The sequence below is a fragment of the Ruegeria sp. H8 genome (assembly GCF_056532905.1).
This window is the reverse complement of sequence record NZ_JBQFNY010000002.1, coordinates 82478-107968: the sequence shown is the minus strand read 5'-3', so window position 1 is coordinate 107968 and position 25491 is coordinate 82478. Positions and strand designations below refer to the sequence as shown.

At 59.2% G+C, this 25491-nt stretch carries 26 protein-coding genes; 12 read left to right on the top strand and 14 right to left on the bottom strand.

Annotation, left to right across the window (positions count from 1 at the left end; all coding sequences use genetic code 11):
- The first annotated feature begins 6 nt into the window (after nt 1-6).
- The 4 genes from ACR0A2_RS06905 to ACR0A2_RS06890 all read left to right on the top strand — a co-directional run bounded on the left by ACR0A2_RS06905 (nt 7) and on the right by ACR0A2_RS06890 (nt 3659).
- Nucleotides 7-927 carry a manganese-dependent inorganic pyrophosphatase gene (locus ACR0A2_RS06905; RefSeq protein ID WP_480834558.1) on the top strand — a complete coding sequence of 307 codons (921 nt, stop codon included), beginning with the start codon at nt 7-9 and terminating at the stop codon, nt 925-927.
- 132 nt (nt 928-1059) lie between these two features.
- A complete protein-coding gene (locus ACR0A2_RS06900) occupies nt 1060-2136 on the top strand; it encodes a DUF389 domain-containing protein (RefSeq protein WP_480834557.1) in 1077 nt (358 codons plus the stop codon).
- Between the two features lie 102 nt (nt 2137-2238).
- A complete protein-coding gene (locus ACR0A2_RS06895) occupies nt 2239-3114 on the top strand; it encodes a TIGR01459 family HAD-type hydrolase (RefSeq protein ID WP_171168937.1) in 876 nt (291 codons plus the stop codon).
- Between the two features lie 101 nt (nt 3115-3215).
- Entirely contained in the window at nt 3216-3659 is a 444-nt protein-coding gene (locus ACR0A2_RS06890) for a MaoC family dehydratase (RefSeq protein WP_117872517.1), read from the top strand.
- 75 nt (nt 3660-3734) lie between these two features.
- Here the strand turns inward: ACR0A2_RS06890 and ACR0A2_RS06885 are convergent, their stop codons facing one another.
- Together ACR0A2_RS06885 and ACR0A2_RS06880 are read right to left on the bottom strand one after the other, a co-directional pair.
- Complete coding sequence (locus ACR0A2_RS06885; RefSeq protein ID WP_171638915.1) at nt 3735-4724, bottom strand: methylenetetrahydrofolate reductase; 990 nt, start codon at nt 4722-4724, stop codon at nt 3735-3737.
- Entirely contained in the window at nt 4721-5302 is a 582-nt protein-coding gene (locus ACR0A2_RS06880) for a methylenetetrahydrofolate reductase C-terminal domain-containing protein (RefSeq protein WP_171118794.1), read from the bottom strand. The genes ACR0A2_RS06885 and ACR0A2_RS06880 overlap by 4 nt, the downstream gene beginning before the upstream one ends.
- 260 nt (nt 5303-5562) lie before the next feature.
- Here ACR0A2_RS06880 and ACR0A2_RS06875 point away from each other — a divergent pair, with 260 nt between their 5' ends.
- The 3 genes from ACR0A2_RS06875 to ACR0A2_RS06865 are packed head-to-tail and all read left to right on the top strand — an operon-like array spanning nt 5563 to nt 7999.
- On the top strand, nt 5563-6495 hold the full coding sequence (locus tag ACR0A2_RS06875; RefSeq protein WP_480834556.1) for a bifunctional riboflavin kinase/FAD synthetase: 933 nt from the start codon (nt 5563-5565) through the stop codon (nt 6493-6495).
- On the top strand, nt 6492-6965 hold the full coding sequence (locus tag ACR0A2_RS06870) for a YcgN family cysteine cluster protein (protein ID WP_171206268.1): 474 nt from the start codon (nt 6492-6494) through the stop codon (nt 6963-6965). The genes ACR0A2_RS06875 and ACR0A2_RS06870 overlap by 4 nt, the downstream gene beginning before the upstream one ends.
- Nucleotides 6965-7999, top strand: a complete 1035-nt coding sequence (locus tag ACR0A2_RS06865) for a threonine aldolase family protein (protein ID WP_480834555.1) — start codon at nt 6965-6967, stop codon at nt 7997-7999. The genes ACR0A2_RS06870 and ACR0A2_RS06865 overlap by 1 nt, the downstream gene beginning before the upstream one ends.
- Here the strand turns inward: ACR0A2_RS06865 and ACR0A2_RS06860 are convergent.
- Nucleotides 7986-8819 carry an alpha/beta fold hydrolase gene (locus ACR0A2_RS06860; protein WP_480834554.1) on the bottom strand — a complete coding sequence of 278 codons (834 nt, stop codon included), beginning with the start codon at nt 8817-8819 and terminating at the stop codon, nt 7986-7988. The genes ACR0A2_RS06865 and ACR0A2_RS06860 overlap by 14 nt on opposite strands.
- Complete coding sequence (locus ACR0A2_RS06855) at nt 8816-9418, bottom strand: 2-hydroxychromene-2-carboxylate isomerase (RefSeq protein ID WP_152459006.1); 603 nt, start codon at nt 9416-9418, stop codon at nt 8816-8818. The genes ACR0A2_RS06860 and ACR0A2_RS06855 overlap by 4 nt, the downstream gene beginning before the upstream one ends.
- A gap of 107 nt (nt 9419-9525) precedes the next feature.
- Between ACR0A2_RS06855 and ACR0A2_RS06850 the strand changes: the two genes are divergently transcribed.
- Nucleotides 9526-10545 carry a ribose-phosphate pyrophosphokinase gene (locus ACR0A2_RS06850; protein WP_152459007.1) on the top strand — a complete coding sequence of 340 codons (1020 nt, stop codon included), beginning with the start codon at nt 9526-9528 and terminating at the stop codon, nt 10543-10545.
- A gap of 103 nt (nt 10546-10648) precedes the next feature.
- Nucleotides 10649-11098 (top strand): ribose 5-phosphate isomerase B, encoded by a 450-nt coding sequence (gene rpiB / locus ACR0A2_RS06845; protein WP_480834553.1) that lies wholly within the window; start codon nt 10649-10651, stop codon nt 11096-11098.
- 44 nt (nt 11099-11142) lie between these two features.
- On the opposite strand, the gene ACR0A2_RS06840 is transcribed toward rpiB, so the two are convergent.
- The 7 genes from ACR0A2_RS06840 to ACR0A2_RS06810 all read right to left on the bottom strand — a co-directional run bounded on the left by ACR0A2_RS06840 (nt 11143) and on the right by ACR0A2_RS06810 (nt 17502).
- Nucleotides 11143-11493 carry an H-type lectin domain-containing protein gene (locus ACR0A2_RS06840; protein ID WP_480834552.1) on the bottom strand — a complete coding sequence of 117 codons (351 nt, stop codon included), beginning with the start codon at nt 11491-11493 and terminating at the stop codon, nt 11143-11145.
- 114 nt (nt 11494-11607) lie between these two features.
- Complete coding sequence (locus ACR0A2_RS06835) at nt 11608-12018, bottom strand: F0F1 ATP synthase subunit epsilon (protein ID WP_480834551.1); 411 nt, start codon at nt 12016-12018, stop codon at nt 11608-11610.
- A 12-nt stretch (nt 12019-12030) separates the two neighbouring features.
- Nucleotides 12031-13455, bottom strand: a complete 1425-nt coding sequence (gene atpD / locus ACR0A2_RS06830) for a F0F1 ATP synthase subunit beta (RefSeq protein WP_152459011.1) — start codon at nt 13453-13455, stop codon at nt 12031-12033.
- Between the two features lie 18 nt (nt 13456-13473).
- Nucleotides 13474-14352 (bottom strand): F0F1 ATP synthase subunit gamma, encoded by an 879-nt coding sequence (locus tag ACR0A2_RS06825; protein WP_171118815.1) that lies wholly within the window; start codon nt 14350-14352, stop codon nt 13474-13476.
- Nucleotides 14353-14367: 15 nt separating this feature from the next.
- Nucleotides 14368-15906, bottom strand: a complete 1539-nt coding sequence (atpA, locus tag ACR0A2_RS06820) for a F0F1 ATP synthase subunit alpha (protein WP_152459013.1) — start codon at nt 15904-15906, stop codon at nt 14368-14370.
- A complete protein-coding gene (locus tag ACR0A2_RS06815; RefSeq protein ID WP_171232889.1) occupies nt 15907-16467 on the bottom strand; it encodes a F0F1 ATP synthase subunit delta in 561 nt (186 codons plus the stop codon).
- Between the two features lie 300 nt (nt 16468-16767).
- Nucleotides 16768-17502 carry a class I SAM-dependent methyltransferase gene (locus tag ACR0A2_RS06810; RefSeq protein ID WP_171229009.1) on the bottom strand — a complete coding sequence of 245 codons (735 nt, stop codon included), beginning with the start codon at nt 17500-17502 and terminating at the stop codon, nt 16768-16770.
- A gap of 61 nt (nt 17503-17563) precedes the next feature.
- On the opposite strand from ACR0A2_RS06810, the gene gloB reads away from it, so the two are divergent.
- The 3 genes from gloB to ACR0A2_RS06795 all read left to right on the top strand — a co-directional run bounded on the left by gloB (nt 17564) and on the right by ACR0A2_RS06795 (nt 21856).
- Nucleotides 17564-18331, top strand: a complete 768-nt coding sequence (gene gloB, locus ACR0A2_RS06805) for a hydroxyacylglutathione hydrolase (protein ID WP_480834550.1) — start codon at nt 17564-17566, stop codon at nt 18329-18331.
- Nucleotides 18332-18505: 174 nt separating this feature from the next.
- The gene (gene clpA, locus ACR0A2_RS06800; RefSeq protein WP_171168952.1) at nt 18506-20830 is read left to right on the top strand and encodes an ATP-dependent Clp protease ATP-binding subunit ClpA; all 2325 of its coding nucleotides are present in this window, start codon (nt 18506-18508) and stop codon (nt 20828-20830) included.
- A gap of 138 nt (nt 20831-20968) precedes the next feature.
- Entirely contained in the window at nt 20969-21856 is an 888-nt protein-coding gene (locus tag ACR0A2_RS06795; protein WP_480834549.1) for a YHYH protein, read from the top strand.
- Between the two features lie 50 nt (nt 21857-21906).
- On the opposite strand, the gene ACR0A2_RS06790 is transcribed toward ACR0A2_RS06795, so the two are convergent.
- From ACR0A2_RS06790 to ACR0A2_RS06780, 3 genes are all read right to left on the bottom strand, one after another.
- Nucleotides 21907-23649 (bottom strand): peptidoglycan -binding protein, encoded by a 1743-nt coding sequence (locus ACR0A2_RS06790; protein WP_480834548.1) that lies wholly within the window; start codon nt 23647-23649, stop codon nt 21907-21909.
- Nucleotides 23650-23652: 3 nt separating this feature from the next.
- Complete coding sequence (locus ACR0A2_RS06785) at nt 23653-24831, bottom strand: biopolymer transporter ExbB (RefSeq protein ID WP_171638904.1); 1179 nt, start codon at nt 24829-24831, stop codon at nt 23653-23655.
- 69 nt (nt 24832-24900) lie between these two features.
- On the bottom strand, nt 24901-25431 hold the full coding sequence (locus ACR0A2_RS06780) for a gamma-glutamylcyclotransferase (RefSeq protein ID WP_152459021.1): 531 nt from the start codon (nt 25429-25431) through the stop codon (nt 24901-24903).
- Nucleotides 25432-25491: the final 60 nt, after the last annotated feature.

Here is a 25491-nt window from a genome sequence, read left to right as displayed (position 1 = left end):
ACTGACATGACAACGCTAGTATTTGGCCACAAATCCCCCGACACAGATTCCACAGGTTCGCCGATCCTGTGGTCGTGGTACCTGAACGAGGTCAAGGGTGAGCAGACCGAACCCGTGCTGCTGGGTGAACCCAACACCGAAGCAACATTCATGCTGGAAAACTGGGACCTGCCCAAACCGCGGATCCTTGAGGACCTGCCTGCGGAAACTCCGGTGGTCATCGTCGACACCAACAACCCCGCCGAACTGCCGGCCAACATCAACGACGCGGACATCCGCGCCATCATCGACCATCACAAGCTGGTCGGTGGCCTGGAAACCAAAGGCCCGATCGACATCACGGTGCGCCCCCTGGCCTGCACCGCCACCATCATGGTCGATCTGATGGGCGAAGATGCGGCCAAGATGCCCGACGCCATCAAAGGCGCCGCGCTTACCTGCATTCTGTCGGATACTCTGGAGTTCCGCTCTCCCACCACCACGGCGCATGACCGCGAGGTTGCAGAACGTCTGGCGGCCGAGCTCGAGCTGGACATTTCGGCATATGCAGCCGACATGTTTGCGGCGAAATCGGATGTCTCGTCCTTCTCGGACACCGAGTTGATCCGCATGGACAGCAAGGAATACGAGGTCGACGGCACCAAATTCCGGGTCTCGGTTCTGGAAACCACCGCCCCCGGCGTCGTTCTGGACCGCAAGGCCAGCCTGGCGGACTCGATGGTGGACGTTGCCAAGGAAGACGGCGTCGATCAGGTGCTGCTGTTCGTGGTTGATATCCTGAACGAAGAGGCCACGCTGCTGGTCCCCAATGATCTGGTCAAAACCGTGGCCGAGAAAAGCTTTGGCGCAACCGTGGACGGGGACGCCGTCGTTCTGCCCGGTATCATGAGCCGCAAAAAGCAGATCATTCCGAACCTGAAGGTCTGATCGTCAAGCGACCCAAATCTGAAGGCGTCCAACTCGGGCGCCTTTTTTCTTTGCTGACAGCCATTTGCGGACGCGTTGTCGGTTGTTAGTCTGACCGGGGGCCCAAAGCCTATCCCAGGTCAGGTAAATGCAATGGTCGTACGAAAACTAAGCACCACCCGCAGCATCCTTCTTTTTGAGGGTGCCGACAAGGCGGCGTATTGGCGACGCTTTGCAATGCTGCTGACGCTGTCGGTCGTGATTGCCACCATGGGTTTGCTGCGCAACTCCGGCGCTGTCGTGATCGCGGCCATGCTTGTGGCACCGCTGATGACCCCGATCCTCGGGGTGGCCGCCGCGATGGTCATGGGGTGGCTGAAACGCGCGGTGACGCTGGCGCTTACGGTTTGCCTGGCTGCCATTGTCTGCGTGATGATGGCATGGTTTCTGGTCTATGTCGCCGATGTTCCCCGTGGCATTTTGATCCCCGACCAAGTCCTGGCGCGCACCGATCCCGGCACCGAAGACCTGATCGTCGCGCTCGCTGCCGGTGTGGCCGGGGCCTATGTCCAGATCAACAAATCCGAATTGAGCCTTCTACCCGGCGCGGCCATCGGCGTTTCGCTTGTTCCCCCGCTGTCGGCTTCGGGCATTCTTTTGTATTTTGACGAACCCGCCGAAGCCTATGAGGCAGGGCTGCTTTTCGCAACGAACCTTGGTGCGATCATTCTGTCAGCCTGCGCGGTTTATCTTGTCTATGCCGCGCGGTCCGTGGTTTTCAGCAAGGGAAAGCGCAAGCTGAACTTCACCGCCAGCGTCTTTGTCGCGATCGCGTTTCTGGTCGTCGTCGTCCTGCAACTTGGGAAATCCACCTACAACCGTTATCTGGAGACGCGCACCGAGGCGCAACTGGCCGATGCCATTCGCGCATGGGCCGATCCGGTTTCCGTGGAAATCATCCGCATCGACGTCAACGCTCAGCGCAAGCGGGCCGAGGTTTGGCTGATCGTCGATCTGCCCGCCGAAGCGCAGTTCAAAGTTTCTTCCATTGCCGGATTGCTGCCACCCAAGCTGCGGGAGACCCCTCTGGTCGGGGTACTGGAAGAGGAGCTTGGACCCGGATATCTTGCCATAATCCGATATCAGCCGCGTATCGGGGCCCAGATCATCCTGGGAACGGAAAACGTTCAGCAGGCCCCAGACGTCTCGGAAATTACCGAAGACGAGTAGCAGTTTCACCCATTCCTTCGCGCAAACGGGAATGCGGGATGGTGTTCGGACCCAAGCTTTGCCATAGCTGTCGCCAGCGCGACATCAGACCCAGAGGCCCCCATGACCCAGATCGTTTCCTCGCTTTCCGAGATATCGGACCGTTACAAAGCATTGTTCGTCGACCTTTGGGGCTGTGTTCACAATGGCATCACGGCATACCCCGAGGCCGTCGAAGCGCTGAAGGCCTATCGCGCCAAGGGTGGACTGGTGGTCTTGGTCACGAACTCTCCCAAACCCCGCGCCGGGGTGGCAGAGCAACTCGTGCAATTCAACGTCCCCGCCGACGCGTATGACACCATCGCCACCAGCGGGGATTCCGCGCGATCCGCGATGTTCCGGGGTGCTGTGGGGCACAAGGTTTACTTCATGGGCGAGTGGCAGCGCGATGCGGGCTTTTTCGAACCGCTGAAACTGCTGGATCACCCCATCCATATCGAGCGTGTGCCGCTGAAGGAAGCCGAGGGTATTGTCTGCTGCGGCCCGTTCGACCCGATGGCCGACCCGGATGTGAACCGGCCGGATTTCCTTTACGCCAAGCAGATGGGGATGAAACTGCTTTGTGCAAACCCTGACATTGTCGTGGACCGCGGCGAGGTGCGCGAATGGTGTGCCGGTGCTTTGGCCAGGCTGTACACCGAAATGGGCGGCGAGAGCCTGTATTTCGGCAAACCGCATCCCCCGATCTATGATCTGGCCCGTCGCAGGTTGCAGGAACTGGGGCACGATATCCCCGACAGCGACATTCTGGTGATCGGCGACGGCCCCCACACGGACATTCTGGGCGGCATGGGAGAGGGCATTGATTCTCTGTTCATCTCGGGCGGATTAGCCGCGGCAGAAACAAAAACGTCGCATCATCCGCACCACGAATCCTTAACCGCCTATATTGAAAGGGAAAAGATCAATCCAACCTACACGATCGGGCGCTTGAGGTAGCAAGAAAAGACTTGATTTTCTGCAACTGCGAAGTAATAAAGTTGCCAACCTTGGCCAAATGATGGTTTTTTCTTTCACGGCCGACTTCGAGTGAGGGCAACATGTTGGACAATCTTCCGCGCGGAACGATCTGTATCGAAGACATCGAAATGGGCATGTCCCGCCACCTGCGCAAAGTGGTGACGGATGAAGATATCGAAATGTTCGCGCAGGTCTCGACCGACCGGAATCCGGTGCATCTGGACGACGACTATGCCCGCGATACGATCTTCGAAGGCCGTATTGCCCACGGAATGCTGACGGCGGGTCTGATCTCGGCCGTGATTGGTGAACAACTGCCGGGTCATGGCACCGTTTACATGGGTCAGTCACTGAAGTTCCTGGCGCCTGTGCGTCCGGGTGACATGGTCTATGCCGAGGTGAAAGTGATCGACATCGATTTTGCCAAGCGCCGCGTCAAGCTAGACTGCCATTGTTCGGTCGAGGGCAAGAAGGTCCTGATCGGCGAAGCCATGGTGCTTGCCCCGTCGCGCAAGTTCGACTGACTGGCAAACACAGTTTTGCAAAAGGCGCCGGACCGGCGCCTTTTTTGTTTGGGCACTCAACTGCACACAAGGTCGTCAGGAAGAACGAGTTCGTTTTCGCCCTTTCAGCGCACCTGATTCCAGAATGATTTCCGACACCACGTGTTCACGCCTGTAGGCCATCACATGAACCCCGGAAACACCGACGATGTCCCTAATCTGCTGGATCAGTTCAATACAGATCTTCTTGCCCTCTTCCGCGGGCTTTTCGGCCTTTTCCATCCGCTCGATGACATGATCCGGGATGTGAATTCCGGGCACATTGCTGCGCATCCAGCGTGCCGCGCGTGCCGAAGCGATGGGCCCCACACCGGCGATGATGAATACTTTTTTGTCCAGACCGGCATCCCGAACACGATCCATGAACCTTTCAAAGAGCGGAATGTCGTAGATATAGTTGGTCTGAATAAACTCGGCCCCCGCCTCGACCTTCTTTGCAAGACGTTCCGGGCGCCAGTCATAGGGCGGTATACAGGGGTTTTCCGCCGCACCCAAAAACAGTTGAGGGGGGCGCGTGATCTTGCGGCCGGAAAGAAACTTTCCCTGATCGCGCATCGTTCGGATCGTCCGCAACAAGGTCAGGGAATCAAAGTCGAACACCGGTTTTGCCCCCGGTTGATCCCCAACACCGACACCGTCGCCCGTCAGGCACAGCACGTTGCTGACGCCCAGCGCCGCAGCCCCCAGAACATCCCCCTGAATGGCGATCCGGTTCCGGTCTCGGCAGGAAATCTGATAGACCGGAGAATACCCCGCGCGGGTCAACAACGCACAGATCCCTATCGAAGACATGTGGCAGTTGGCACCAGACGCATCGGTTGCATTGATCGCATCCGCCACTTCACCCAGCGGCTGCGCCGCCTGAAAAACATCCTCGGGGTCAGCGCTGTCTGGCGGGTTCAGTTCAGCGGTCACCGCAAAGCGGCCCGAACGCAGAACTCTTTCCAATCGACTGTGCGAGACATAGCCTTCGGGAACAGGCACATAGCCGATCGGCTCGACCTCGCTGCGATGGGCATCATTCATTTCTTCAGCTCCCGGTTCACCGCGTTGGGGGGTTCAGCAGCCAGAGGTGCCGCAGAGGGTTCGTTTTCGCGCGCCTCCGGGAACGCCTGCGCAAGCGTTTCGCGGGCAGCGTCTCGGGCCTCGCGTTCCTGCGCGGCGATCTCGCGGCTGACCCGCAGCCAGGATGATGATCCCTTCAACGTGTGTTCCACAGGCGGAAGGACCTCTTTTATCTTGTCGCCCCCGTGTTGCATGCGGCTGGCCCCGTCCCAGGCCAAAGCCCAGACGCATTTCATATCGGGCTTCACCTCGCAGAACTCACCGGGACGTACGCCGCCGCATGGGCCGTTGCGCAGTTGCTTGGGGCAGTTCATCGGGCAAGACATACCCGTCGAAGACAAAACGCATTGTCCGCACATCTTGCAATCAAACAAAAGACTTTTGACGCCTTTTTCGACCAGCGCGATGGGGCGTTCAACGCGGTTGTAGCCGATCCTTGCAAAGACCGGATCCATCGCGACCATGCCCCGTTCGACACATTTGTAAATCCACTCGAACGCACGGGCGTTGCGAATCGCGAACAGTCGCAATCGATACATGGTCTGCCTCCTGTGCTGGGTCCATTTGAACCTGGCCGGGCCATCGTCCGCCCCCCCAGCGTGGTCCGAGGGCCGGAAACCCAGTCTACACCCAGTATTTTTTTTGGATCAAGCAGTTGGCCGAATGTCGCACAGCATTCCGGGGATGCCCTGTGTGCAATCAGGTCTGACAAATGGTTTTGGTGTGTTTCGCCAGGACCCGTGCCTTGAATTCAAACTGCCGCTTGAACAAATCGCAACGCAACGCTACGCAATCGCCTATGCACATCATCCGGGATTTCCAGTTTGTCGAGCCAGAAGATCGCGGCGCCAGCGTTGCGATCGGGAATTTTGATGGCGTCCATTTGGGGCACCAGTCGGTCATCGAACTGGCCCGCGACGCGGCCCCGGATGCGCCACTGGGGGTCATGACATTCGAGCCGCATCCACGTGAATACTTTGCGCCGGACTCTCCTCCGTTCCGCCTGATGCGCGGCAATGCGCGGGCGCATCGGCTTGAGAAGCTGGGTGTGGAGAAACTGTACGAGCTGCCGTTCAACGCGGCGCTGGCCGGGCTTTCCCCTGATGAATTCGCGCGCAACGTGATTTGTGACGGTCTGGGTCTGTCCCATGTCGTGGTCGGGGCCGATTTCTGTTTTGGCAAGGGCCGCAGTGGGACGGCTGACGATCTGGTTCGCTTCGGGCAAGAGATGGGATTTGGCGTGACGATTGCCCCTTTGATGCAGCGGTCGGAAAACGTGGTCTCGTCAACCGCCATCCGCACCGCATTGAGCGAGGGTCGCCCAAAGGATGCAGCCGCGATGCTGGGCCATTGGCACAGGATCGAAGGCGAGGTGATCGGCGGCGAGCAACGCGGGCGGGAACTGGGTTTCCCAACTGCGAACATGTCCATCGAAGGGCTCCATCCGCCGAAATTCGGTGTCTACGCGGTATTGGTCGACGTGCTGGATGGCCCGCATCAGGGCAGTTATCACGGCGCGGCCTCGGTTGGGGTGCGCCCGATGTTCCATGGCGAAGTGCCAAATATCGAAACCTTCCTGTTCGACTTTTCCGGCGACCTGTACGGGGCGACCTTGTCGGTGGGGCTGATCGAATTCCTGCGCCCTGAAATGACATTTAAGGGGCTGGATGGTCTGATCACGCAGATGAATGCCGATTGTGAACAGGCCCGGGGCATACTGGCCGCCCTATGAGCGCCGATCCGATTGAACGCACCGGCCTGCCCGCCCGGTTCTGGGAACGCAAACCCCTGCGCAAGATGAACCAGCGCGAGTGGGAGGCCCTGTGTGACGGCTGCGGCAAGTGCTGCCTCAACAAGCTGGAAGATGAAGACTCGGGCGAAGTTGCCCTGACCTGCGTCGCCTGCCGCCTGCTGGACGATGAAAGCTGCCGCTGCACGCAATACGACATCCGGCATCAATTCGTCCCGGAATGCATCGTCATGACACCCGACAATATCGACGAACACGCCTATTGGTTGCCGCAAACCTGCGCCTATCGGCTGCTGTGGGAGGGCAAACCGCTTTACGACTGGCATCCATTGTTGTCTGGTACGCCGGAAACCGTGCACGCCGCAGGCGTGTCGGTCCGAGGGCGCACGGTGTCCGAGTTCGAAACCCCCATGGAAGAGTGGGAAGACTACATTATCGAGGAGCCTAGCTGATGTATTTCGCATCTGACAATTCCGGGCCGGTTCACCCGCAGGTCATGGCCAAACTGGCCGAGGCCAACCAGGGCTACCAGATGGCCTATGGCGCCGACACGATGATGAACGAGGTGCGTGACCGCATTCGCAGCATCTTTGAAGCTCCGGGGGCGGCCGTCTATCTGGTGGCGACGGGGACAGCGGCAAATTCGCTGGCCCTTGCCACATTGTCCAACCCCTGGGAAACGATCTTCTGCTCTCCGGTTGCCCATATTCACGAAGACGAGTGCAACGCGCCCGAGTTTTACACCGGCGCCAAGCTGACCCTTGTTCCCGGCGGCGACAAGATGGCGCCGGACGCGCTGCGCGGGTCCATCCTGGGCGAAGAAACCCGCGGGGTTCACGGGCCGCAGCGCGGGCCGGTGTCGATCACCCAGGTCACCGAGCGCGGATCGGTCTATTCGCTCGAGGAGTTGCAGGCGTTGTGCGGGGTCGCAAAGGAATATGGCTTGCCGGTCCATCTGGATGGGGCCCGGTTCAGCAATGCTCTGGTGGCCCTGAATTGTTCTCCGGCTGATATGACATGGAAAGCCGGGGTGGACGCGGTCAGCTTTGGCGGCACGAAAAACGGGCTGATGGGCGTTGAAGCGGTGGTATTCTTTGACGAGAGCAAAGCCTGGGAATTCGAGCTGCGGCGCAAGCGCGGGGCGCATCTGTTTTCCAAGCATCGCTACCTGTCCGCTCAGATGGCGGCTTATCTTGAGGATGATCTGTGGCTGAAGCTGGCGCGTCAGGCCAACGCAAACTGTGCCCGGCTGGCCGACGGCCTGCGTGCAAAAGGGGCCGAGTTCCTGCACGAACCACAGGCCAATATGATCTTTGCCGCTTTTTCACGCGCGAAGCACAAACAGCTGCATGAGGCCGGGGCGGTCTACCACCTCTGGGGGGCCGAGCTTGAAGGTGATGATGACGATGAAAGCCTTGCATGCCGACTGGTCTGCGACTGGTCGATCGGGACAGCCGAGATCGATCAGTTTCTCAGCCTGTTGTAACACCCGTCTCTTGGCCAGCTTTCCAGAGCTTTCGAAGCAGCACGCTGGTTTCACGGGGGTGCGAAATGGGCAGCATGTGCCCCGCACCTTGAATGACCTCATGGCGTGCGTTCGGCAGACGGCGCTGCAATCCATCACAGATTGCGGGGATCGTCGGGTGGGTCTTTGATCCGCTCAGCAACAGGGTTGGCATCGATACGCGCTTGCAGCTGTCGGGGTCAAGCAACCCGGCGCGGTCATCGTACAGAACGGGGTAAGACGCAGGAACAACATGAATCCCACGCACCATTCCGGCGCGCGTCCGCTCTGGCAGGTCAGGCCATTTTGGGCCGATACCGGTGCTCCACATCCGGTTGAACAACCGCGCGGCCAGCGCTTCGTCGCCTGCTTGGAACGCTGCTTCAATCGGTTGTGACTCTCGCCGGTGCTGATCGTACAAATCGGGCGCGTCCTGTTTTGCCACGGCAAAGAACACAGGCTCGATCAGGGTCAAACTTCGTATACAGTCCGGGTGCTCGATGGCCAGTCTGAGCGCAACGATCGCCCCAAAGGAATGGCCGACCAGATCCGTGGGCTCGGTCAATTCGACCGCCGCCAGCCCTGTCACAGCGTCAAAGAAATCGCTTTGACCGTCCCAATCCGGACTGCGCCCATGAGACAGCATGTCCGGTGCAACAAGACACACGCTGCCATCCAATGCCTTGGCCAGGCCGGACCACGCGCCGGAATGTGCAATGGTGCAATGAAGGGCAAGCAAATTGCGCCCTCCGTCGCCCAATCGTCTCACGAAACCGGATTGCATCGCCGTCGGGGCTGTCATCCATTCATCTCGGACAGATGCCGATCCAGATCGTCCAGGCGATCCTGCCCCCAGAAGCGTTGACCATCCGGCGTGATGTAGAACGGCGCGCCGAACACGCCGCGATCCACGGCTTCTTCTAGATTGGCGGCATAGGTTTCGGCCCCGACCAGCAGACCGCTGTTGGCCAGTTCCGGGTCAAACCCGGCATTTGCAAGGCAGTCCCGGATCACATCATCCTGAGCGACGTCCTTTTCTTCGGCCCAGCAGGCGCGCAGGATCAACTGGCACAACTTGCCCACGTCGCCCGAACCATCTTTGATCGCGGCGATGATCGCATAGGAAGACGGCGCCATGTTGGTCGGCCAGTGCGCCGGTTGCAGGTTGAACTCCATCCCCAGATTCTTCGATTGACGCAGCAGCTCCTGAGCGCGGTATTCGATGCGCGATACATGGCGGTCTTTCGGTGGCGTGCCCCCGGTGCGTGCGAACAGGGCCATGATGTCCAGCGGCTTGTAGTTGATCGTTGCGTCGTGTTTCGCCGCAATCTCTTCCAGCCGGTTCCCCGCAAGATAGCTGTAGGGCGAAATTGTCGCAAAAAAGTAGTCAATCCGGGTCATGTTCACTTTCTCCGCTGCGTTACCTTTGCGGGACGGTAAGGCCATGCTAAGCGGTGTCAACATCACGAATCTGTCACATTGCCATTGCTGCCCGGGGACCTCAGCCGATGCCGACACTTCACGAACCCAAGCTTATCGCTGGGAACGCCAACCTTCCACTTGCCGAAACCATCGCCCGCCGCATGAGCCTGTATCGCGGTGTCGACCAGGGATTGGTCGATGCGCGCGTCGAACGGTTCAATGACGGCGAGATCTTCGTCGAAGTGTTCGAGAACGTTCGCGGCGAGGATATGTTCATTATCCAGCCGACCTCGAACCCGGCCAACGACAACCTGATGGAGCTGCTGATCATCGCCGACGCACTGCGCCGCTCGTCGGCGCAACGGATCACGGCCGTGATCCCCTATTTCGGCTATGCCCGCCAGGATCGCCGCACCAAGGCCCGCACGCCCATCAGCGCCAAGCTGGTGGCCAATATGCTGACCGGCGCAGGGATCGAGCGGATTCTGACGATGGATCTTCATGCCGCGCAGATTCAGGGCTTTTTCGATATGCCCGTCGACAACCTGTACGCCTCGCCGATCTTTGCGCTGGATGTCAAAAACCAGTTCAAGGACAATCTGGATGAGATCATGGTGGTTTCACCCGACGTGGGCGGCGTGGCGCGCGCACGTGAATTGGCCAAACGCATCAATGCCCCCTTGTCGATCGTTGACAAGCGGCGCGAGAAAGCAGGCGAAGTCGCGGAAATGACCGTTATCGGGGATGTGAAGGACAAGATCTGCCTGATCGTCGACGATATGTGTGACACCGCCGGAACACTTTGCAAGGCCGCGCAGGTCCTGTTGGACAATGGCGCCAAGGAAGTTCATTCGTACATCACGCATGGCGTCATGAGCGGCCCCGCGGTCGAACGGGTGACGAACTCGGTCATGAAGTCGCTGGTGCTGACCGATACGATCCAGCCGACCAAAGAGATTTTGAAGGCAAAGAATATCCGCATCGTTCCGACTGCGCCGATCTTCACCCAGGCGATCCTGAACATCTGGAACGGAACCAGTGTGTCTTCGCTGTTCGAAGACAAGACGCTGACCCCGATCTACGAATCCATGTACCAGATGGATTGAGCAACAGGGGCGGCCGAACATGTCGCCCCCTGATATCTGAAATACCGATTGCGCGGATATCTGACCATGCGGCGCGATCGGCGACACAAGTGGAATCACCTCCATGACTGCCAACAAACGTATTGTTCTTTCCAGCGATCACGCGGCGATCGAGCTGCGCCAGTCCGTAACCAACCACATCGCGCAGCAAGGTTGGGACGTGGTTGATATCGGCCCGACAACCCCCGAAAGCACCCATTACCCCAAGCACGGCAAGGCCGCGGCGCAGGCCGTTGCCTCGGGCGATTGCAGCTTGGGTATCATCCTCTGCGGCACCGGGCAGGGTATCATGATGGCTGCGAACAAAGTGCCCGGCATTCGCTGTGGCGTTTGTTCCGACGCATTCTCGGCCCGCATGATCCGCCAGCACAACAACGCCAACATGTTGTCGATTGGCGCGCGGGTTGTCGGCGAAGGTCTGGCGCTGGACATCGTTGACGCGTTTCTGAGCGCCGAATTCGAAGGCGGCCGCCACGCCACGCGCGTGGACATGATCGAAGCGCAGGACGACTGAGCCCAATCAGTCGTTCAAACGCTTGAAAAAATGGCGAACCCGGATCAGGAAATATTCCAGTCGTCCGGGTGTGCCACCTCTCCAATCGCGGTCCAGCTGGCCCGGATGCGGGCAATCCGAGTGTCGGACCAAGTCCGGAATACTGCGTCAAAACCCTCGGCGGTGATATGTTCGGCCTGAACCTCTGCGCGCAGCGCCGAGGACGTGTCGACATCCCACAGCGAGATCCCGATCTGCACCATAGGCGGGGTTCGAAATGCTTCTTTGAACCGAATGTGCGTGCGACGTTCACGCGGCCCCTGCCCGGTCCACATATCGCCGCCTTCGGCAAACTCCGAGAACAGGACATTTTCACCCTGCTCAATTCCAATGGGATGGGTTAGAAACTTTTTCATCTTATCATCATTATTCTTGAATTCCCGCAACTTACCCCGGCATTTCGGCAAAAGCACGACAAAAAAACGGCCCCGCAAGTGCGAGGCCGCTCAAATTTTTTTCTGGTGGGCCCGTTACAGGCTCATATGCGTTCCAAGCGCTTCCATATCGGCCAGCAGCTTGGCTGCATCGTCGACAATGGTCTGTTCGCCGTTTTCCTTCGCCACCTCGTGCGAGGCGCGCGCCTCGGCGATCAGCTCGTCCAGATGCGCGCGGGTTACTTCCGCCACCGGGATGGCCTTTTCGGCCAGAACCGACAGGCTGTCGCCGTTGATCTGGGCAAACCCGCCGGTGACCAGGTATTCGCTGGACCCTTCGGGTGCCTCGACCTTGAGCAGACCGGGGCGCAGCGTGGTGATGGTGGGGGCATGATCGGGCATTGCCGTCATGTCCCCGTCCGCGCCGGGAATCTGGACCGCGCTCGCCTGCAGCGAAGCAAGGCACCGCTCGGGGCTGACGAGGTCGAATTGCATCGTGTTTGCCATCAGGGATACTCCTTAGGCGGCTTCTGCGGCCATCTTCTCCGCTTTGGCGATCACTTCGTCGATGCCGCCAACCATCAGGAAGGCCGCTTCGGGCAGGTGATCGTATTCGCCGGCCACAACGGCCTTGAACGACGCGATGGTCACATCCAGAGGAACCTGAACGCCGGGCGAACCGGTGAATACCTCGGCCACGTCGAACGGCTGCGACAGGAAACGTTCGATCTTACGGGCACGGGCCACGGTCAGTTTGTCCTCTTCCGACAGTTCGTCCATGCCGAGGATGGCGATGATGTCCTGCAACGACTTGTAGCGCTGAAGGATCTGCTGAACGTCGGTCGCAACCTTGTAGTGCTCTTCTCCAACGATGGCCGGATCAAGCAGACGCGAGGTCGAGTCGAGCGGGTCAACGGCCGGATAGATACCCTTTTCCGAGATCGCACGGTTGAGGACGGTGGTCGCGTCCAGGTGCGCGAACGAGGTTGCCGGCGCGGGGTCGGTAAGGTCGTCCGCAGGCACGTAGATCGCCTGAACCGAGGTGATCGATCCCGACTTGGTCGAGGTGATGCGTTCCTGCAAGGCGCCCATGTCGGTGGCCAGCGTCGGCTGGTAGCCCACCGCCGAAGGAATACGACCCAGCAGAGCCGACACCTCGGAACCCGCCTGCGTGAAGCGGAAGATGTTGTCGACGAAGAACAGAACGTCGGTACCGGACTGGTCGCGGAACTGTTCCGCCAGGGTCAGACCGGTCAGAGCGACCCGTGCACGCGCACCCGGAGGCTCGTTCATCTGACCATAAACCAGGGCCACTTGGCTTTCCGACAGGTTGTCGGGTTTGATGACGTTCGATTCGATCATCTCGTGGTACAGGTCGTTGCCTTCACGGGTCCGTTCACCAACACCCGCGAACACCGAGAAGCCCGAGTGCACTTTTGCGATGTTGTTGATCAGTTCCATGATCAGAACGGTTTTACCAACGCCGGCACCGCCGAACAGGCCGATCTTGCCGCCTTTGGCGTAGGGGGCCAGCAGGTCAACAACCTTGATGCCGGTCACTAGGATTTCCGACTCGGTCGACTGTTCGTCGAACTCGGGCGCGGGCTGGTGGATGGCGCGGGTTTCGGTGGCTTCGACCGGGCCCTTTTCGTCGATCGGTTCGCCGACCACGTTCAGGATGCGGCCCAGGGTGGCGTTGCCGACAGGAACCGAGATCGGTGCGCCGGTGTCGGTCACGGCCTCGCCGCGGACCAAACCTTCGGTCGCGTCCATCGCGATGGTGCGGACAGTGTTTTCACCCAGGTGCTGAGCAACTTCCAACACTAGGCGCTTGCCGTTGTTGGTGGTTTCCAGCGCGTTCAGAATTTCAGGCAGCTGATCTTCGAAGTGCACGTCGACGACGGCCCCGATGATCTGTGTGACTTTGCCTTTTGCATTCGCCATGTTTCGTCTCCGGTTTTCTTACAGCGCTTCGGCGCCGGAAATAATTTCAATCAGCTCGTTGGTGATCACAGCCTGACGCGAGCGGTTGAACTGGATCGTCAGTTTGTCGATCATCTCACCCGCGTTGCGTGTCGCGTTGTCCATCGCGGACATCCGTGCACCCTGTTCAGACGCCCCGTTTTCGAGCAGAGCCGAGAAGATCGCAGTCGCAACCCCCTTGGGCAGCAGGTCGGCCAGAATGGCTTCTTCGCTGGGCTCGTAGTCGAAGATGGCACCGCTGTCGTCACCCGCCGCTTCGTCCTCGAACGAGGCAGGGATGATTTGCTGTGCCGTTGGGATCTGGGTCACGACGTTGACGAACTTCGAGTAGAAGATCGTGGCCACGTCGAACTCTCCCCCGTCGAAACGAGACAGGATGTCCTTCGCGATGTCCTGCGCGTTGGCATAGCCCAGACGCTTGACTTCGCTCAGGTCAATATGTCCAACGAACAGATCGCCAAAATCACGCTTGAGCGCGTCGCGGCCCTTCTTGCCGACAGTCAGAACCTTGACCGTCTTGCCTTTCAGGCGCAGCTCTTCCGCCTTTTGGCGGGCCAGCTTGGCGATGTTCGAGTTGAAGCCGCCGCAGAGGCCGCGTTCAGCTGTCATGACAACCAGCAGATGGACATCATCGCTGCCCGTACCACGGAGCAGCTTGGGGGCGCTGTCGCTGCCCCCGACCGAAGCCGCCAGCCCTGCCATCACGGCATTGAACCGTTCGGCATACGGACGCGAGGCTTCGGCAGATTCTTGGGCGCGGCGCAGTTTTGCAGCCGCGACCATCTGCATGGCCTTGGTGATCTTGCGGGTCGATTTGACCGACTCGATCCTGTTTTTAAGGTCCTTAAGATTTGGCATATGCCCGCCTCTCCCTTAAGCGAAGGTTGCGGCGTATTCGTCCAGCGCAGCCTTGATCTTGTCGGAAGCGTCACCCTTGATCTTGGGGTCTTCGTCCGTGATCCACTGAAGCAGATCCGCGTGCTTGCCACGCAGGTGTGCCAGCAGGCCAGCTTCGTAACGGCCAACGTCGGACACATCGATCTTGTCGAGGTAACCGTTGGTACCTGCGAAGATGACGCAGACGATTTCAGCGTTGGTCAGCGGCGAGTACTGCGGCTGTTTCATCAGCTCGGTCAGACGCGCACCACGGTTCAGCAGCTGCTGGGTTGCGGCGTCGAGGTCTGAACCGAACTGCGCAAAAGCAGCCATTTCGCGGTACTGAGCCAGTTCCAGTTTAACCGGACCGGCAACCGACTTCATCGAGTTGGTCTGAGCCGAAGAGCCCACACGCGAAACCGACAGACCGGTGTTCACGGCAGGACGGATGCCCTGGTAGAACAGTTCGGTTTCCAAGAAGATCTGGCCATCGGTGATCGAGATCACGTTGGTCGGAATAAACGCCGAAACGTCACCACCCTGAGTTTCGATAACCGGCAGAGCGGTCAGCGAACCCGCGCCGAAGTCTTCGTTCAGCTTCGCCGAACGTTCCAGCAGACGGGAGTGGAGGTAGAAAACGTCGCCAGGATAGGCTTCACGTCCGGGCGGACGACGCAGCAGCAGCGACATCTGACGATAAGACACAGCCTGTTTCGACAGGTCATCATAGATGATCAGCGCGTGGCGGCCGTTGTCGCGGAAGTATTCAGCCATCGCAGTTGCGGCGTAGGGCGCCAGGAACTGCATCGGAGCCGGGTCCGAAGCGGTTGCGGCCACAACGATCGAATATTCAATCGCACCGGATTCTTCCAGTTTCTTCACCAGCTGTGCAACGGTCGAACGCTTTTGACCGATTGCAACGTAAACGCAGTACAGTTTTTTCGACTCGTCGTCGCCTGCTGCGTCGTTGTAGGTTTTCTGGTTCAGGATTGCGTCCAGAGCAACGGCGGTTTTGCCGGTCTGACGGTCACCAATGATCAGCTCACGCTGGCCACGGCCGATCGGGATCATCGCGTCAACCGATTTCAGGCCGGTTGCCATCGGCTCGTGAACCGATTTACGCGGGATGATGCCGGGCGCCTTGACGTCTGCAACGCCACGCTTGGTTGCGTTGATCGGGCCTTTGCCGTCCAGCGGGTTGCCCAGGCCGTCAACAACGCGGCCCAGCAGCTCGTCACCGATCGGAACGTCCACGATCGAGTTGGTGCGCTTGACGGTGTCACCTTCTTTGATGTCACGGTCGGACCCGAAGATAACGACACCGACGTTGTCGCTTTCCAGGTTCAGCGCCATGCCCATGATGCCGCCGGGGAATTCGACCATCTCACCGGCTTGCACATTGTCCAGACCGTATACACGGGCAATCCCGTCACCGACGCTCAGCACGCGACCGATCTCGGCCACTTCGGCTTCCTGACCAAAATTCTTGATCTGGTCCTTCAGGATTGCAGAAATCTCTGCAGCTTGGATTCCCATTTATCCGACCTCTTTCATTGCATTCTGTAGGGAGTTCAGCTTCGAACGGATCGAACTGTCGATCATTTTCGAGCCCACTTTAACGACAAGACCGCCGATGAGGCTATCATCCACGGTCGCATTGATTGTCACCGTCTTGCCCACACGCTCGGACAGTGTCTTGGACAGTTTTTCCATCTGGGTCTTGGTCAGTGCCTTGGCCGAGGCAACCTCGGCGGTCACTTCGCCGCGCTCTTCGGCCAGCATGTCGCGCAGAACCTTCAGCAGTTGCGGCACGACGAACAGGCGGCGCTTCTGCGCCATCAGACCCAGCGTGTTGCGCAGGATGGGGTTCAGACCCATCTTGTCTGCGATCGCAGTGATCGCGCCTTCCTGTTCAGCGCGGGAAACCAGCGGCGATGCGATCAGGTCGCGCAGCTCTGCACTGTCGTCCAGCGCGGCTGCCAGATCATTGATGCCGGATTCCAGACCTGCAAGGTCGTTGTTCTCTTTTGCGATCTCGAAGATCGCGGTGGCATAGCGCTCGGCGATGCCAGTGGAAATCGAAGCTGGTTCGGACACGTCCACCCTTCCGATATTTTGGGCCCCGAATTCGCGTGCGGCAGCTACCCCGGGGGCGTGAAGAAACCCCGGCCAGACGGTCGGGGATCAAAATCACCGGGGATGTAGCAGAGCCGAACCAACCAAGCAATACGCTATAGCGGTAACAGATTTATCCACAAATTGTTATTTTTCATTAACTTACGGCAAGTGCGACGGTTTGAACACATTGGCCCAGTTGAAAAATGTTACGAATATGCAGGTTTTTGCGATTCCTGTGACTTTTTTTCCTCAATTTTTCGCATGGAATTGCCCGGGGTCTCAGGCGGGCTTCAGCAAGCCGTCCAGCGCCTTGATCGGTTTTTTGACCGCATCCTTGGTCACGCTGCCGCTTGGCGGGCGGATATGTTTGCTGACTTCGACCATCAGCACCCCACCGGCCATGACCGTCGGAATCCGCTGGCCGGCCTTTTCGATCAGGTTGCCGGATTTCAACCAGAATCGCCGGAACGACGGAGGCATATACAAGGCCGAGCAATGCACCTCGGGCAGGAAGTGATGCGCCTTGAGCTGGTTCTCCAGCTGAGTTGCCGAGTACGGGCGCCCGAACCCGAACGGGGTCTTGTCCGACCGTGACCACAGACCCGCCCGGTTGGGTACTATGAAGACGGCCCGGCCACCGGGGCCCAGCACGCGCCAGCATTCGTCAAGCAACTGGTTTGGCCGTTCCGACGTTTCCAGCCCATGCATCACCACAAGCTTGTCCACGTGGCCGGTCTCGATCGGCCAGAGTGTTTCTTCGGTCAGGACCGAAACGTTGGGCATGCCTGCCGGCCATGGCATCACGCCCTGTGGTCCCGGCATCAACCCGATGACCCGGCGCGCATCCGATAGGTAAGGGCGCAGCAAAGGCACCGCAAAACCGAATCCCGCCACTGTCTGGCCTTTTGCTTCGGGCCAAAGCTCGATCAGACGCCCGCGAATAGCCGCCTGCGCCGCACGCCCCAATGTGCTGCGGTAATAGAAGTTCCTCAGATCCTGTACATCAAGATGCATTGCGGACATCCGGTCAATCGGCTTAGCTGGGCGTAGTCTAGCAATGAAAGGGCAAAAGGCCATGCCTCTTGAAATCGTTACAATCCCGTGCCTGAGCGACAATTACGCCTTTCTGGCGCATGACGCCGTCACTGGCCAGACCGCCCTGATCGACGCGCCCGAGGCCGCACCGGTCCTGAAGGCGCTGGATGACCGAGGGTGGACACTGTCGCATGTGCTGTTGACCCATCATCACTGGGATCACGTGGACGGGCTGTCGGGGATTTTGGCCAAACAGCCGGCAAAAGTCATCGGGGCCGCCGCTGACGCAAATCGCCTGCCGCCGCTGGATCAGCAAGTCACCGAGAGGGACAGTTTCGAGATAGGCGGCGAACCGGTTCAGGTTCTGGACGTTTCCGGGCACACGGATGGCCATATCGCATTCTACATGCCGCAGAGTTCCGCCGTGTTCACCGCCGACAGCCTGATGGCGCTGGGTTGTGGGCGCCTGTTCGAGGGCACACCCGCGCAAATGTGGGCCTCGTTGAACAAGCTGGCCGCCCTGCCGGATGACACTTTGGTCTGTTCAGGGCACGAATATACACAATCCAACGCCAAATTCGCGATTACAGTCGATCCCGAAAACCAAGCCTTGAAAGATCGCATTGCGGATATCGACCGCGCGCGTGCGGCCGGAAAAGCCACTGTTCCTTCGACTCTGGCCCTTGAAAAGGCCACAAATCCGTTCCTGAGGGCCGCCGATCCGGCGATTCAGGCGAAATTGGGTATGGTGGGTGCTGACCCCGAGGCCGTTTTTGCCGAAATTCGGGCTAGAAAAGACCGGTTCTGATGCCTATTTGCTCCTCTTCAGGGCCACGGTCACAACAAATGTGACTGTCAAGTGAAAGAAAACCCTTGAAGCCGGGCCACGATCAACCAAACTCTAATAGTATGAGGACATGGTTGGGATGGGGTTCCGGCCAAGAAACCGCCCCCTTCTGACCCAAGACAGAGGAGCACCCGCGTGCCTTCATTCTCGAGCACATTGGAACAAGCCATCCACGCGGCCCTGGCGGCTGCGAATGAACGGCGCCATGAATTCGCAACGCTGGAGCATTTGCTGCTGGCCCTTCTGGAAGAACCCGATGCCGTGCGCGTCATGAAAGCGTGCAGTGTCGATCTGGACGAGTTGCGCAGCACTTTGGTGGAGTTCATCGACGAGGATCTTTCGAATCTGGTCACGGATATCGACGGATCCGAAGCCGTACCCACCGCGGCGTTCCAGCGCGTCATCCAACGCGCGGCGATCCACGTTCAAAGCTCGGGCCGGACCGAAGTGACCGGCGCCAACGTACTGGTCGCCATTTTCGCCGAACGCGAAAGCAATGCCGCCTATTTCCTGCAAGAGCAGGACATGACCCGTTACGACGCGGTCAATTTCATCGCGCATGGCGTCGCCAAGGATCCTGCCTATGGCGAAAGCCGCTCGGTATCCGGTGCGGATCAGGTGGAAGAAGACGCCCAGACCACATCCGGCGAAGCCGAACAGAAAGAAAGCGCGCTGGGAAAATACTGCGTGGATCTGAACGCCAAGGCTCGAGCTGGTGATGTCGATCCGCTGATCGGACGCTCGGATGAGGTGGAACGCTGCATCCAGGTGCTGTGCCGCCGCCGCAAGAACAACCCGCTGCTGGTGGGGGATCCGGGTGTGGGCAAGACCGCCATCGCAGAAGGCCTTGCGCACAAGATCGTCGGTGGCGAGGCCCCCGATGTGCTGGCCAATACCACGATCTATTCGTTGGACATGGGCGCGCTGCTGGCCGGAACCCGCTATCGCGGTGATTTCGAAGAACGTCTGAAAGCGGTTGTGACCGAACTGGAGGATCACCCCGACGCGGTGTTGTTCATCGACGAGATTCATACCGTGATCGGTGCCGGGGCGACCTCGGGCGGGGCGATGGATGCGTCGAACCTGCTGAAGCCTGCGCTTCAGGGCGGCAAACTGCGCACCATGGGCTCGACCACCTACAAAGAGTTCCGTCAGCACTTCGAAAAGGACCGTGCGTTGAGCCGCCGGTTCCAGAAGATCGACGTGAACGAGCCTTCGGTGGAGGACAGCGTAAAGATTTTGCGCGGGCTGAAGCCTTATTTCGAAGAGCATCATGACATCAAATATACCGCCGATGCGATCAAGACGGCGGTTGAGCTGTCGGCGCGTTACATCAACGACCGCAAGCTGCCCGACAAGGCCATCGATGTGATCGACGAGGCCGGCGCGGCGCAGCATCTGGTCGCGGAAAGCAAGCGGCGCAAGACCATTGGCGTCAAAGAGATCGAGGCGGTTGTCGCCAAGATCGCGCGTATTCCGCCCAAGAACGTCACCAAGGATGATGCGTTGGTGCTGAAAGACCTCGAAGCATCGCTGAAACGGGTGGTGTTTGGTCAGGATCTGGCCATCGAGGCGCTGTCCAGTGCGATCAAACTGGCCCGTGCCGGTCTGCGCGAACCTGAAAAACCCATCGGCAACTATCTGTTTGCCGGTCCGACGGGGGTTGGCAAAACCGAGGTGGCGAAACAGCTGGCGGATACCTTGGGTGTAGAACTGCTGCGTTTCGACATGTCGGAATACATGGAGAAACATGCGGTTTCCCGCCTGATCGGTGCCCCTCCGGGCTATGTCGGGTTTGATCAGGGTGGTCTGCTGACCGACGGTGTCGACCAGCATCCGCATTGCGTATTGCTGCTGGACGAAATCGAAAAGGCCCACCCGGACGTGTTCAACATCCTGTTGCAGGTGATGGACCATGGCGAGCTGACCGATCACAACGGGCGCACGGTGAATTTCCGCAACGTGGTGCTGATCATGACCTCGAACGCGGGCGCGCAGGAACAGGCCAAGGCCGCCATCGGCTTCGGTCGCGATCGGCGCGAAGGCGAAGACACGGCCGCGATCGAGCGCATGTTCACACCGGAATTCCGCAACCGTCTGGATGCCGTGATCTCCTTCGCACCGCTGCCGAAAGAGGTCATTTTGCAGGTGGTCGAGAAATTCGTCCTACAGCTTGAGGCACAACTGCTGGATCGTGGCGTGACCATCGACCTGACCCCGAAAGCTGCCGAGTGGCTGGCCGACAAGGGATATGACGACAAGATGGGTGCACGCCCGCTGGGTCGTGTCATTCAGGAGCACATCAAGAAGCCGCTGGCCGAAGAGCTGTTGTTCGGCAAGCTGGCCAAGGGCGGCGTGGTGCGTGTCTCGGTCAAGAAAGGCGAACTGGATCTTGAAATTCTTGGCCCGGACCAACGGCGCATTTCAGGAGACAAGCCACCTCTGTTGACGGCAGACTGACCGGAAAACAGACAACTCCTTCAAAGCCCGGCGATCCCCATCGCCGGGCTTTTTAAGTGGCGGCACAATAAAATGCGACGGAAAAAGACGTCTGTTGCGTGTCATCTTCAATGATGAACGCAAGACAGGGATCGACACGTGAGCAAAATTTCAATCCTCTGGGGCGCCGCCTTTGCCCTATCCGCCGTTGCCGCTGTGGCAACTGCACAGCACAGGTTTCGCTATCACGACGAAACGACCGCAGAACCGCTGAGGTTGGTGCCCGCAACCGAAAACCCCGGGAAAAGCAGCGCCTCGTTGAAAGAAAAAGGCGGAAAAATCAAATTGACGGGCAACGGCATTCCTGATCATCTGGTTGGTCGGTTTCCAAACCAAGGCAACCCGCACCAGATCGAACAGCAGAAGGTCAGGTTGAAATTGCCTGCAAATCCAACGGCCAAAGGTGCAATCACGCCGCTGCAAATGGGGTGGAACTTTGGCGTGTCACTCAACGGGGTTGTATTCGACCCGCTGGCGGCCGAGTTCTGGCATGGCGACCCCAGGTCCGGGTGGTCCTACAATGCCTTGGGTGGCGCTGTTTCCTTGGGATTGGACGCCAATTATGCCCATGTACAGCCGAACGGAAAGTATCACTATCACGGTGTACCGACAGAGTTGGTTAAGCTGCTGGGATGGTCACCGTCCGAGCATTCGCCCCTGATCGGCTATGCCGCAGATGGTTTCCCGATATATGCCGTCACTGGCGTCGTAGGGGGCGAAGTGACCGAAATGACGTCGTCCTATCGTCTGAAACCCGGCAACCGGCCGGGTGGCGCTGCGCCGGGCGGGCGGCATGGCGGCACCTTCAACGAGGACTACGTTTTTGTTCAGGGTCACGGCAATTTGGACCAATGCAACGGCGCCTTCACCGTTTCAGCAGAATACCCTTCAGGAACCTATGCGTATTTTCTGACCGAAGACTACCCCGTGGTGCCCCGGTGCTTCAGGGGCACTCCGGATCAAAGCTTTCGCTTTGGCAGACGGTAATCGGTTTGACCCCATCACGCAGATTACCCAGGCAAGAGGCAAGAGTTTTGCTATCTTTCCGTGAGTTTCAGCTCGATCCGGCGGTTCTGTGCCCGCGCTTCGGGCGTGTCAGCCGGATTGACCGGCTGGAATTCACCAAACCCGTTTGCCGCCAGACGATTGGGCGGGATGCCCAGCGCGTCGACCATATAGCGCACGACAGACAACGCGCGACCCTGGCTGAGTTCCCAGTTGTCCCGGTATCGGCCTGAACCGGCCAGCGGAACATTATCGGTATGGCCGTCGACCCGGATCACCCAGTTCAGACCGGGTGGAATTTCAGCGGCGATACTGCGCAGGATGTTGGCAACTTTCGCAACCTCCTGCTGCCCTTCCACGGACAGCACGGCTGATCCTGTCGGAAACAAAACCTCGGACGAAAAGACAAAACGGTCGCCTTCAATCCGCACACCTTCCTGATCGCCAAGGACATCCCGAAGACGTCCGAAAAATTCCGAACGATAGCGTTGCAGATCTTCCGCTTGCGCTGCCAGTTCCTCATTCTGACCGGCCAGTGCTTCGGCCTCGGCCTCGAGACGCAGGCGTTCGGCTTCTTCCAGCAGGCGGCGGCGGCGTTCTTCCGAAGCGGCACGGGCCAGCGCGGCATTCAGGTCCTGACCCAAAGTCTGGATTTGGATTTCGGCGGCCTCGTTGCGTTCTTCGAAATCATCCAGCAGGGCCTGCAAGGACCCCAACTGCCCGCGCAGGGCGGCAATCTGCTGGTTCAGCAAAGCCGCCTCACGCTGGGCCTCGGCTGAGATTTCTTTCTCTTCCGACAATGTCGATTCGGCCAGAGCCAGCAAAGCCTGCCTTTGTTCGGCCAAGGTGCGTTGTTCATCAGCATCCGCCTGCGCTTGCGTTTGCGCCTCCAAGGCGGCTTCAAGCTGGGCGCGCAATTCATCAGGATTCACGTCGCCGAATTGCCGCTCAAGCTCGGCCCGCGCGGCTTGCGCGGCGGCCAGAAGAGTCAGCGTCTCTTCGGCCTCTTTGCGTTGTGCCTCCAACGCGAGCGTCATGGCCGTCAGTTCGGCATCCGCATCCTGAAGACGGTTTCGCAATGCCTCGGCAGCAGAGGCTTCGACCAGGCGGGCGGCTTCTTCATCGCTCAGTTGCTGTTCAAGAGTGGCGATTTCCGCCGCGCGTTCCTTGCCGCTTTGCTCCAGATCCGCAACCATTGCTTCCAGCGCCTCGCGGCGGGCGGCTGCCAATCGGGCCGCTTCTGTCTGCGCATCGATTTCCTCGCGGCTTTGTGCAAGGGCAAGGTTCAGCGCCTCTTGTTCCGTCAGCAATTGCTCGCGCTCAGTCTCAAGCGCTGCGATGTCGCCCAAAGCCTGTTCCTGCTCGGCAAGCAGCGCCGCAACCTGTGCTTCGAAATTCGTGATACGGGTCTGCGCCTGATCCAGCGCGGCGGCCTGACGGTCGCGTTCGGTGGTCAGTGAGGCGATCAGCGACTGCGCTTGCGCCAGATCGTCTTCGGCCTGCGACAGCGTCGTGTTCAACGCACCCAGCCTTGCCTGCAAGCGGCTGTTTTCACGCTCTTCCAAACCCAGCGCGCCCGCAAGCGCGGCAACTTCGTCTGCCAGTGTCGTCAGTTCGTCTTCCTGCCCCGAAATGGTTTCGCGCAGAACAAACTGAATCACCATGAAAATGGTCAGAACGAATGTCAGCACCATCAGCAGCCCGGTCATCGCGTCCACGAATCCGGGCCAGACCGAGCCCTGGAAGCGTTGACCGGTGCGGCGGGACAGCGCCATGGGTTACTCTCCTTCCGGCGTGGTGCGCACCGCGCCCCGCGGCAGGGTCAGGGCCTTGACCAGCAGTTCGATATCCTTGCGGAATTCGTTCATGCTTTCCTGACGACCCGCCGAAATCTCTTCGAGAATGCGCAGCAACTGCACGTCCATCGAGCGCAGGCGCATCCGGCTTTCGGCATCGATGCCATCGCCTGCACCGTGTTCGCGCATGTGGTCAAGCAACGCATCCTGCCCCAGCGCGACACGCTCCAGAGCCGAAGTGACGCTTTCGGTATTGGCCTGGCGATTGTTCATCTCGGCAATCACATCGACCAGTTGCCCCAGCTTGGCCGAAACCTCGGCCCGCTCGCTTTCCTGAGCGGCAAACAGATCCTGCAACGCATCCATCTGTTCGGACATGGCATCCAGCACAGGTGTCAGTACGGCGATCTCTGCCCCGCCTTCTTCACCACCGGCGAATCCAACGCGGGTGATCGTGGACAGCCATTCTTCGAGCTCGCGATAAAAGCGGTTCTGCCCATGCCCGGCAAACACTTCGAGCAGACCAACGATCAGCGATCCCGCCAAGCCCAGCAGAGACGACCCGAACGCAACACCCATCCCCTGCAACTGCGCCTCGAGCCCCGTCATCAGGCGATTGAAAACGGCCAGCCCCTCTTCGCCTTCCTGCGGGTTCAGGCTGCGGATGGTGTCGACAATGGCTGGAACGGTTGTCGCCAGGCCAAAGAATGTACCCAGCAGACCCAAGTAGATCAGAACGTTGGTAATATAACGCGTGATTTCCCGTTCTTCTTCGACACGCTCGGCCACGGAATCCAGAATGGACCGGGTTGAGGTGGAACTGATCTGTGAGCGCGCGCCTCGCTCGCGCAGCAGCGAAGCCAAAGGCGCCAGCAATTGCGGTGTGCGCGCATCTTCGCGAACGACGCCCCCGACAAAGGCCTCGATCCAGCGCACAGACCCGATCAGTTGCGTGACCTGATAAAAACAAGCGAGGACGCCGATAAGAAATACGATCAGAATGAAACCATTCAGATACGGATTGGCATAGAAAACCGGCAATACGTAAGGCAGTGCCAGAAACACGCCCAGCCCGGACAAGCCGATCGCCATCAACATCAACAGAATTTGTCGAATGGGATGCGAGAAATGGGGTCTCGCGCCCTGATGTGCCTGCGCCATGCGCGTGGTTCCCGGTATTTGCCTGCTTTGCGTCGAATCTAGCGGGATTCCGCGCGTGACGCCAAGAGTTTATGCGGTGATGTCCCGCACCCGTTGCGCCAACCACTCAAGATCATGGTCACGCAGCCCGATCTCGGCCAGATGTTCTACGGTGTTGTAAAGATATTCGTCATTCGGACCGCGCCCGCCAACCGCATGGGCGATGATCCGGGCCTGTTCCTCCAACGGCATCCCGCCGCAATACTGAACGTGGTCGGCATCGATCACATAGGTAACGGCATTGACGATTTCGCCGTTTTCCAGGTGCACATCCAGCATACGTTCAACATAGGCCGAGGAAATCAGCTCGCGCTCGCGCAGCTCGTGCAGCGTACGGTCTTCGTGACCGGCCTCGACCGCAAGGGCCAAACCGGTGCAACTGGCGTTCTCCTGTTCGTCCAGTGCCAGCACCAGGCCGGGTTTTTCTTCGGTCCCGCGATGGTGGATCGAGCTCATGCAGAAGGACCGGGAATAACCATGAAGTGTCGCGCGTTCACTGCGTGCCACCGGAAAGCCCGGATTCCACAGCAGCGATCCATATCCGAATACCCACATCGTCATTGCACTGGTCCTTGCCTGTTTCGGCCTATAAACATCAATTCCAAGGCGGGAAAAAGGGCC

What these genes read in the sequence shown, in the direction of transcription:
- ACR0A2_RS06895 (WP_171168937.1), top strand. Translation starts at nt 2,239, where the DNA reads ATGACCCAGATCGTTTCCTCGCTTTCCGAGATATCGGACCGTTACAAA.
- ACR0A2_RS06810 (WP_171229009.1), bottom strand. Translation starts at nt 17,502, where the DNA reads ATGCATCTTGATGTACAGGATCTGAGGAACTTCTATTACCGCAGCACA.
- ACR0A2_RS06890 (WP_117872517.1), top strand. Translation starts at nt 3,216, where the DNA reads ATGTTGGACAATCTTCCGCGCGGAACGATCTGTATCGAAGACATCGAA.
- ACR0A2_RS06900 (WP_480834557.1), top strand. Translation starts at nt 1,060, where the DNA reads ATGGTCGTACGAAAACTAAGCACCACCCGCAGCATCCTTCTTTTTGAG.
- ACR0A2_RS06875 (WP_480834556.1), top strand. Translation starts at nt 5,563, where the DNA reads ATGCACATCATCCGGGATTTCCAGTTTGTCGAGCCAGAAGATCGCGGC.
- ACR0A2_RS06825 (WP_171118815.1), bottom strand. Translation starts at nt 14,352, where the DNA reads ATGCCAAATCTTAAGGACCTTAAAAACAGGATCGAGTCGGTCAAATCG.
- gloB (WP_480834550.1), top strand. Translation starts at nt 17,564, where the DNA reads ATGCCTCTTGAAATCGTTACAATCCCGTGCCTGAGCGACAATTACGCC.
- ACR0A2_RS06790 (WP_480834548.1), bottom strand. Translation starts at nt 23,649, where the DNA reads ATGGCGCTGTCCCGCCGCACCGGTCAACGCTTCCAGGGCTCGGTCTGG.
- rpiB (WP_480834553.1), top strand. Translation starts at nt 10,649, where the DNA reads ATGACTGCCAACAAACGTATTGTTCTTTCCAGCGATCACGCGGCGATC.
- ACR0A2_RS06865 (WP_480834555.1), top strand. Translation starts at nt 6,965, where the DNA reads ATGTATTTCGCATCTGACAATTCCGGGCCGGTTCACCCGCAGGTCATG.
- ACR0A2_RS06870 (WP_171206268.1), top strand. Translation starts at nt 6,492, where the DNA reads ATGAGCGCCGATCCGATTGAACGCACCGGCCTGCCCGCCCGGTTCTGG.
- ACR0A2_RS06785 (WP_171638904.1), bottom strand. Translation starts at nt 24,831, where the DNA reads ATGGCGCAGGCACATCAGGGCGCGAGACCCCATTTCTCGCATCCCATT.
- ACR0A2_RS06840 (WP_480834552.1), bottom strand. Translation starts at nt 11,493, where the DNA reads ATGAAAAAGTTTCTAACCCATCCCATTGGAATTGAGCAGGGTGAAAAT.
- ACR0A2_RS06780 (WP_152459021.1), bottom strand. Translation starts at nt 25,431, where the DNA reads ATGACGATGTGGGTATTCGGATATGGATCGCTGCTGTGGAATCCGGGC.
- ACR0A2_RS06850 (WP_152459007.1), top strand. Translation starts at nt 9,526, where the DNA reads ATGCCGACACTTCACGAACCCAAGCTTATCGCTGGGAACGCCAACCTT.
- atpD (WP_152459011.1), bottom strand. Translation starts at nt 13,455, where the DNA reads ATGGCGAATGCAAAAGGCAAAGTCACACAGATCATCGGGGCCGTCGTC.
- ACR0A2_RS06880 (WP_171118794.1), bottom strand. Translation starts at nt 5,302, where the DNA reads ATGTATCGATTGCGACTGTTCGCGATTCGCAACGCCCGTGCGTTCGAG.
- ACR0A2_RS06905 (WP_480834558.1), top strand. Translation starts at nt 7, where the DNA reads ATGACAACGCTAGTATTTGGCCACAAATCCCCCGACACAGATTCCACA.
- ACR0A2_RS06860 (WP_480834554.1), bottom strand. Translation starts at nt 8,819, where the DNA reads ATGACAGCCCCGACGGCGATGCAATCCGGTTTCGTGAGACGATTGGGC.
- ACR0A2_RS06835 (WP_480834551.1), bottom strand. Translation starts at nt 12,018, where the DNA reads ATGGCAAACACGATGCAATTCGACCTCGTCAGCCCCGAGCGGTGCCTT.
- ACR0A2_RS06855 (WP_152459006.1), bottom strand. Translation starts at nt 9,418, where the DNA reads ATGACCCGGATTGACTACTTTTTTGCGACAATTTCGCCCTACAGCTAT.
- ACR0A2_RS06885 (WP_171638915.1), bottom strand. Translation starts at nt 4,724, where the DNA reads ATGAATGATGCCCATCGCAGCGAGGTCGAGCCGATCGGCTATGTGCCT.
- atpA (WP_152459013.1), bottom strand. Translation starts at nt 15,906, where the DNA reads ATGGGAATCCAAGCTGCAGAGATTTCTGCAATCCTGAAGGACCAGATC.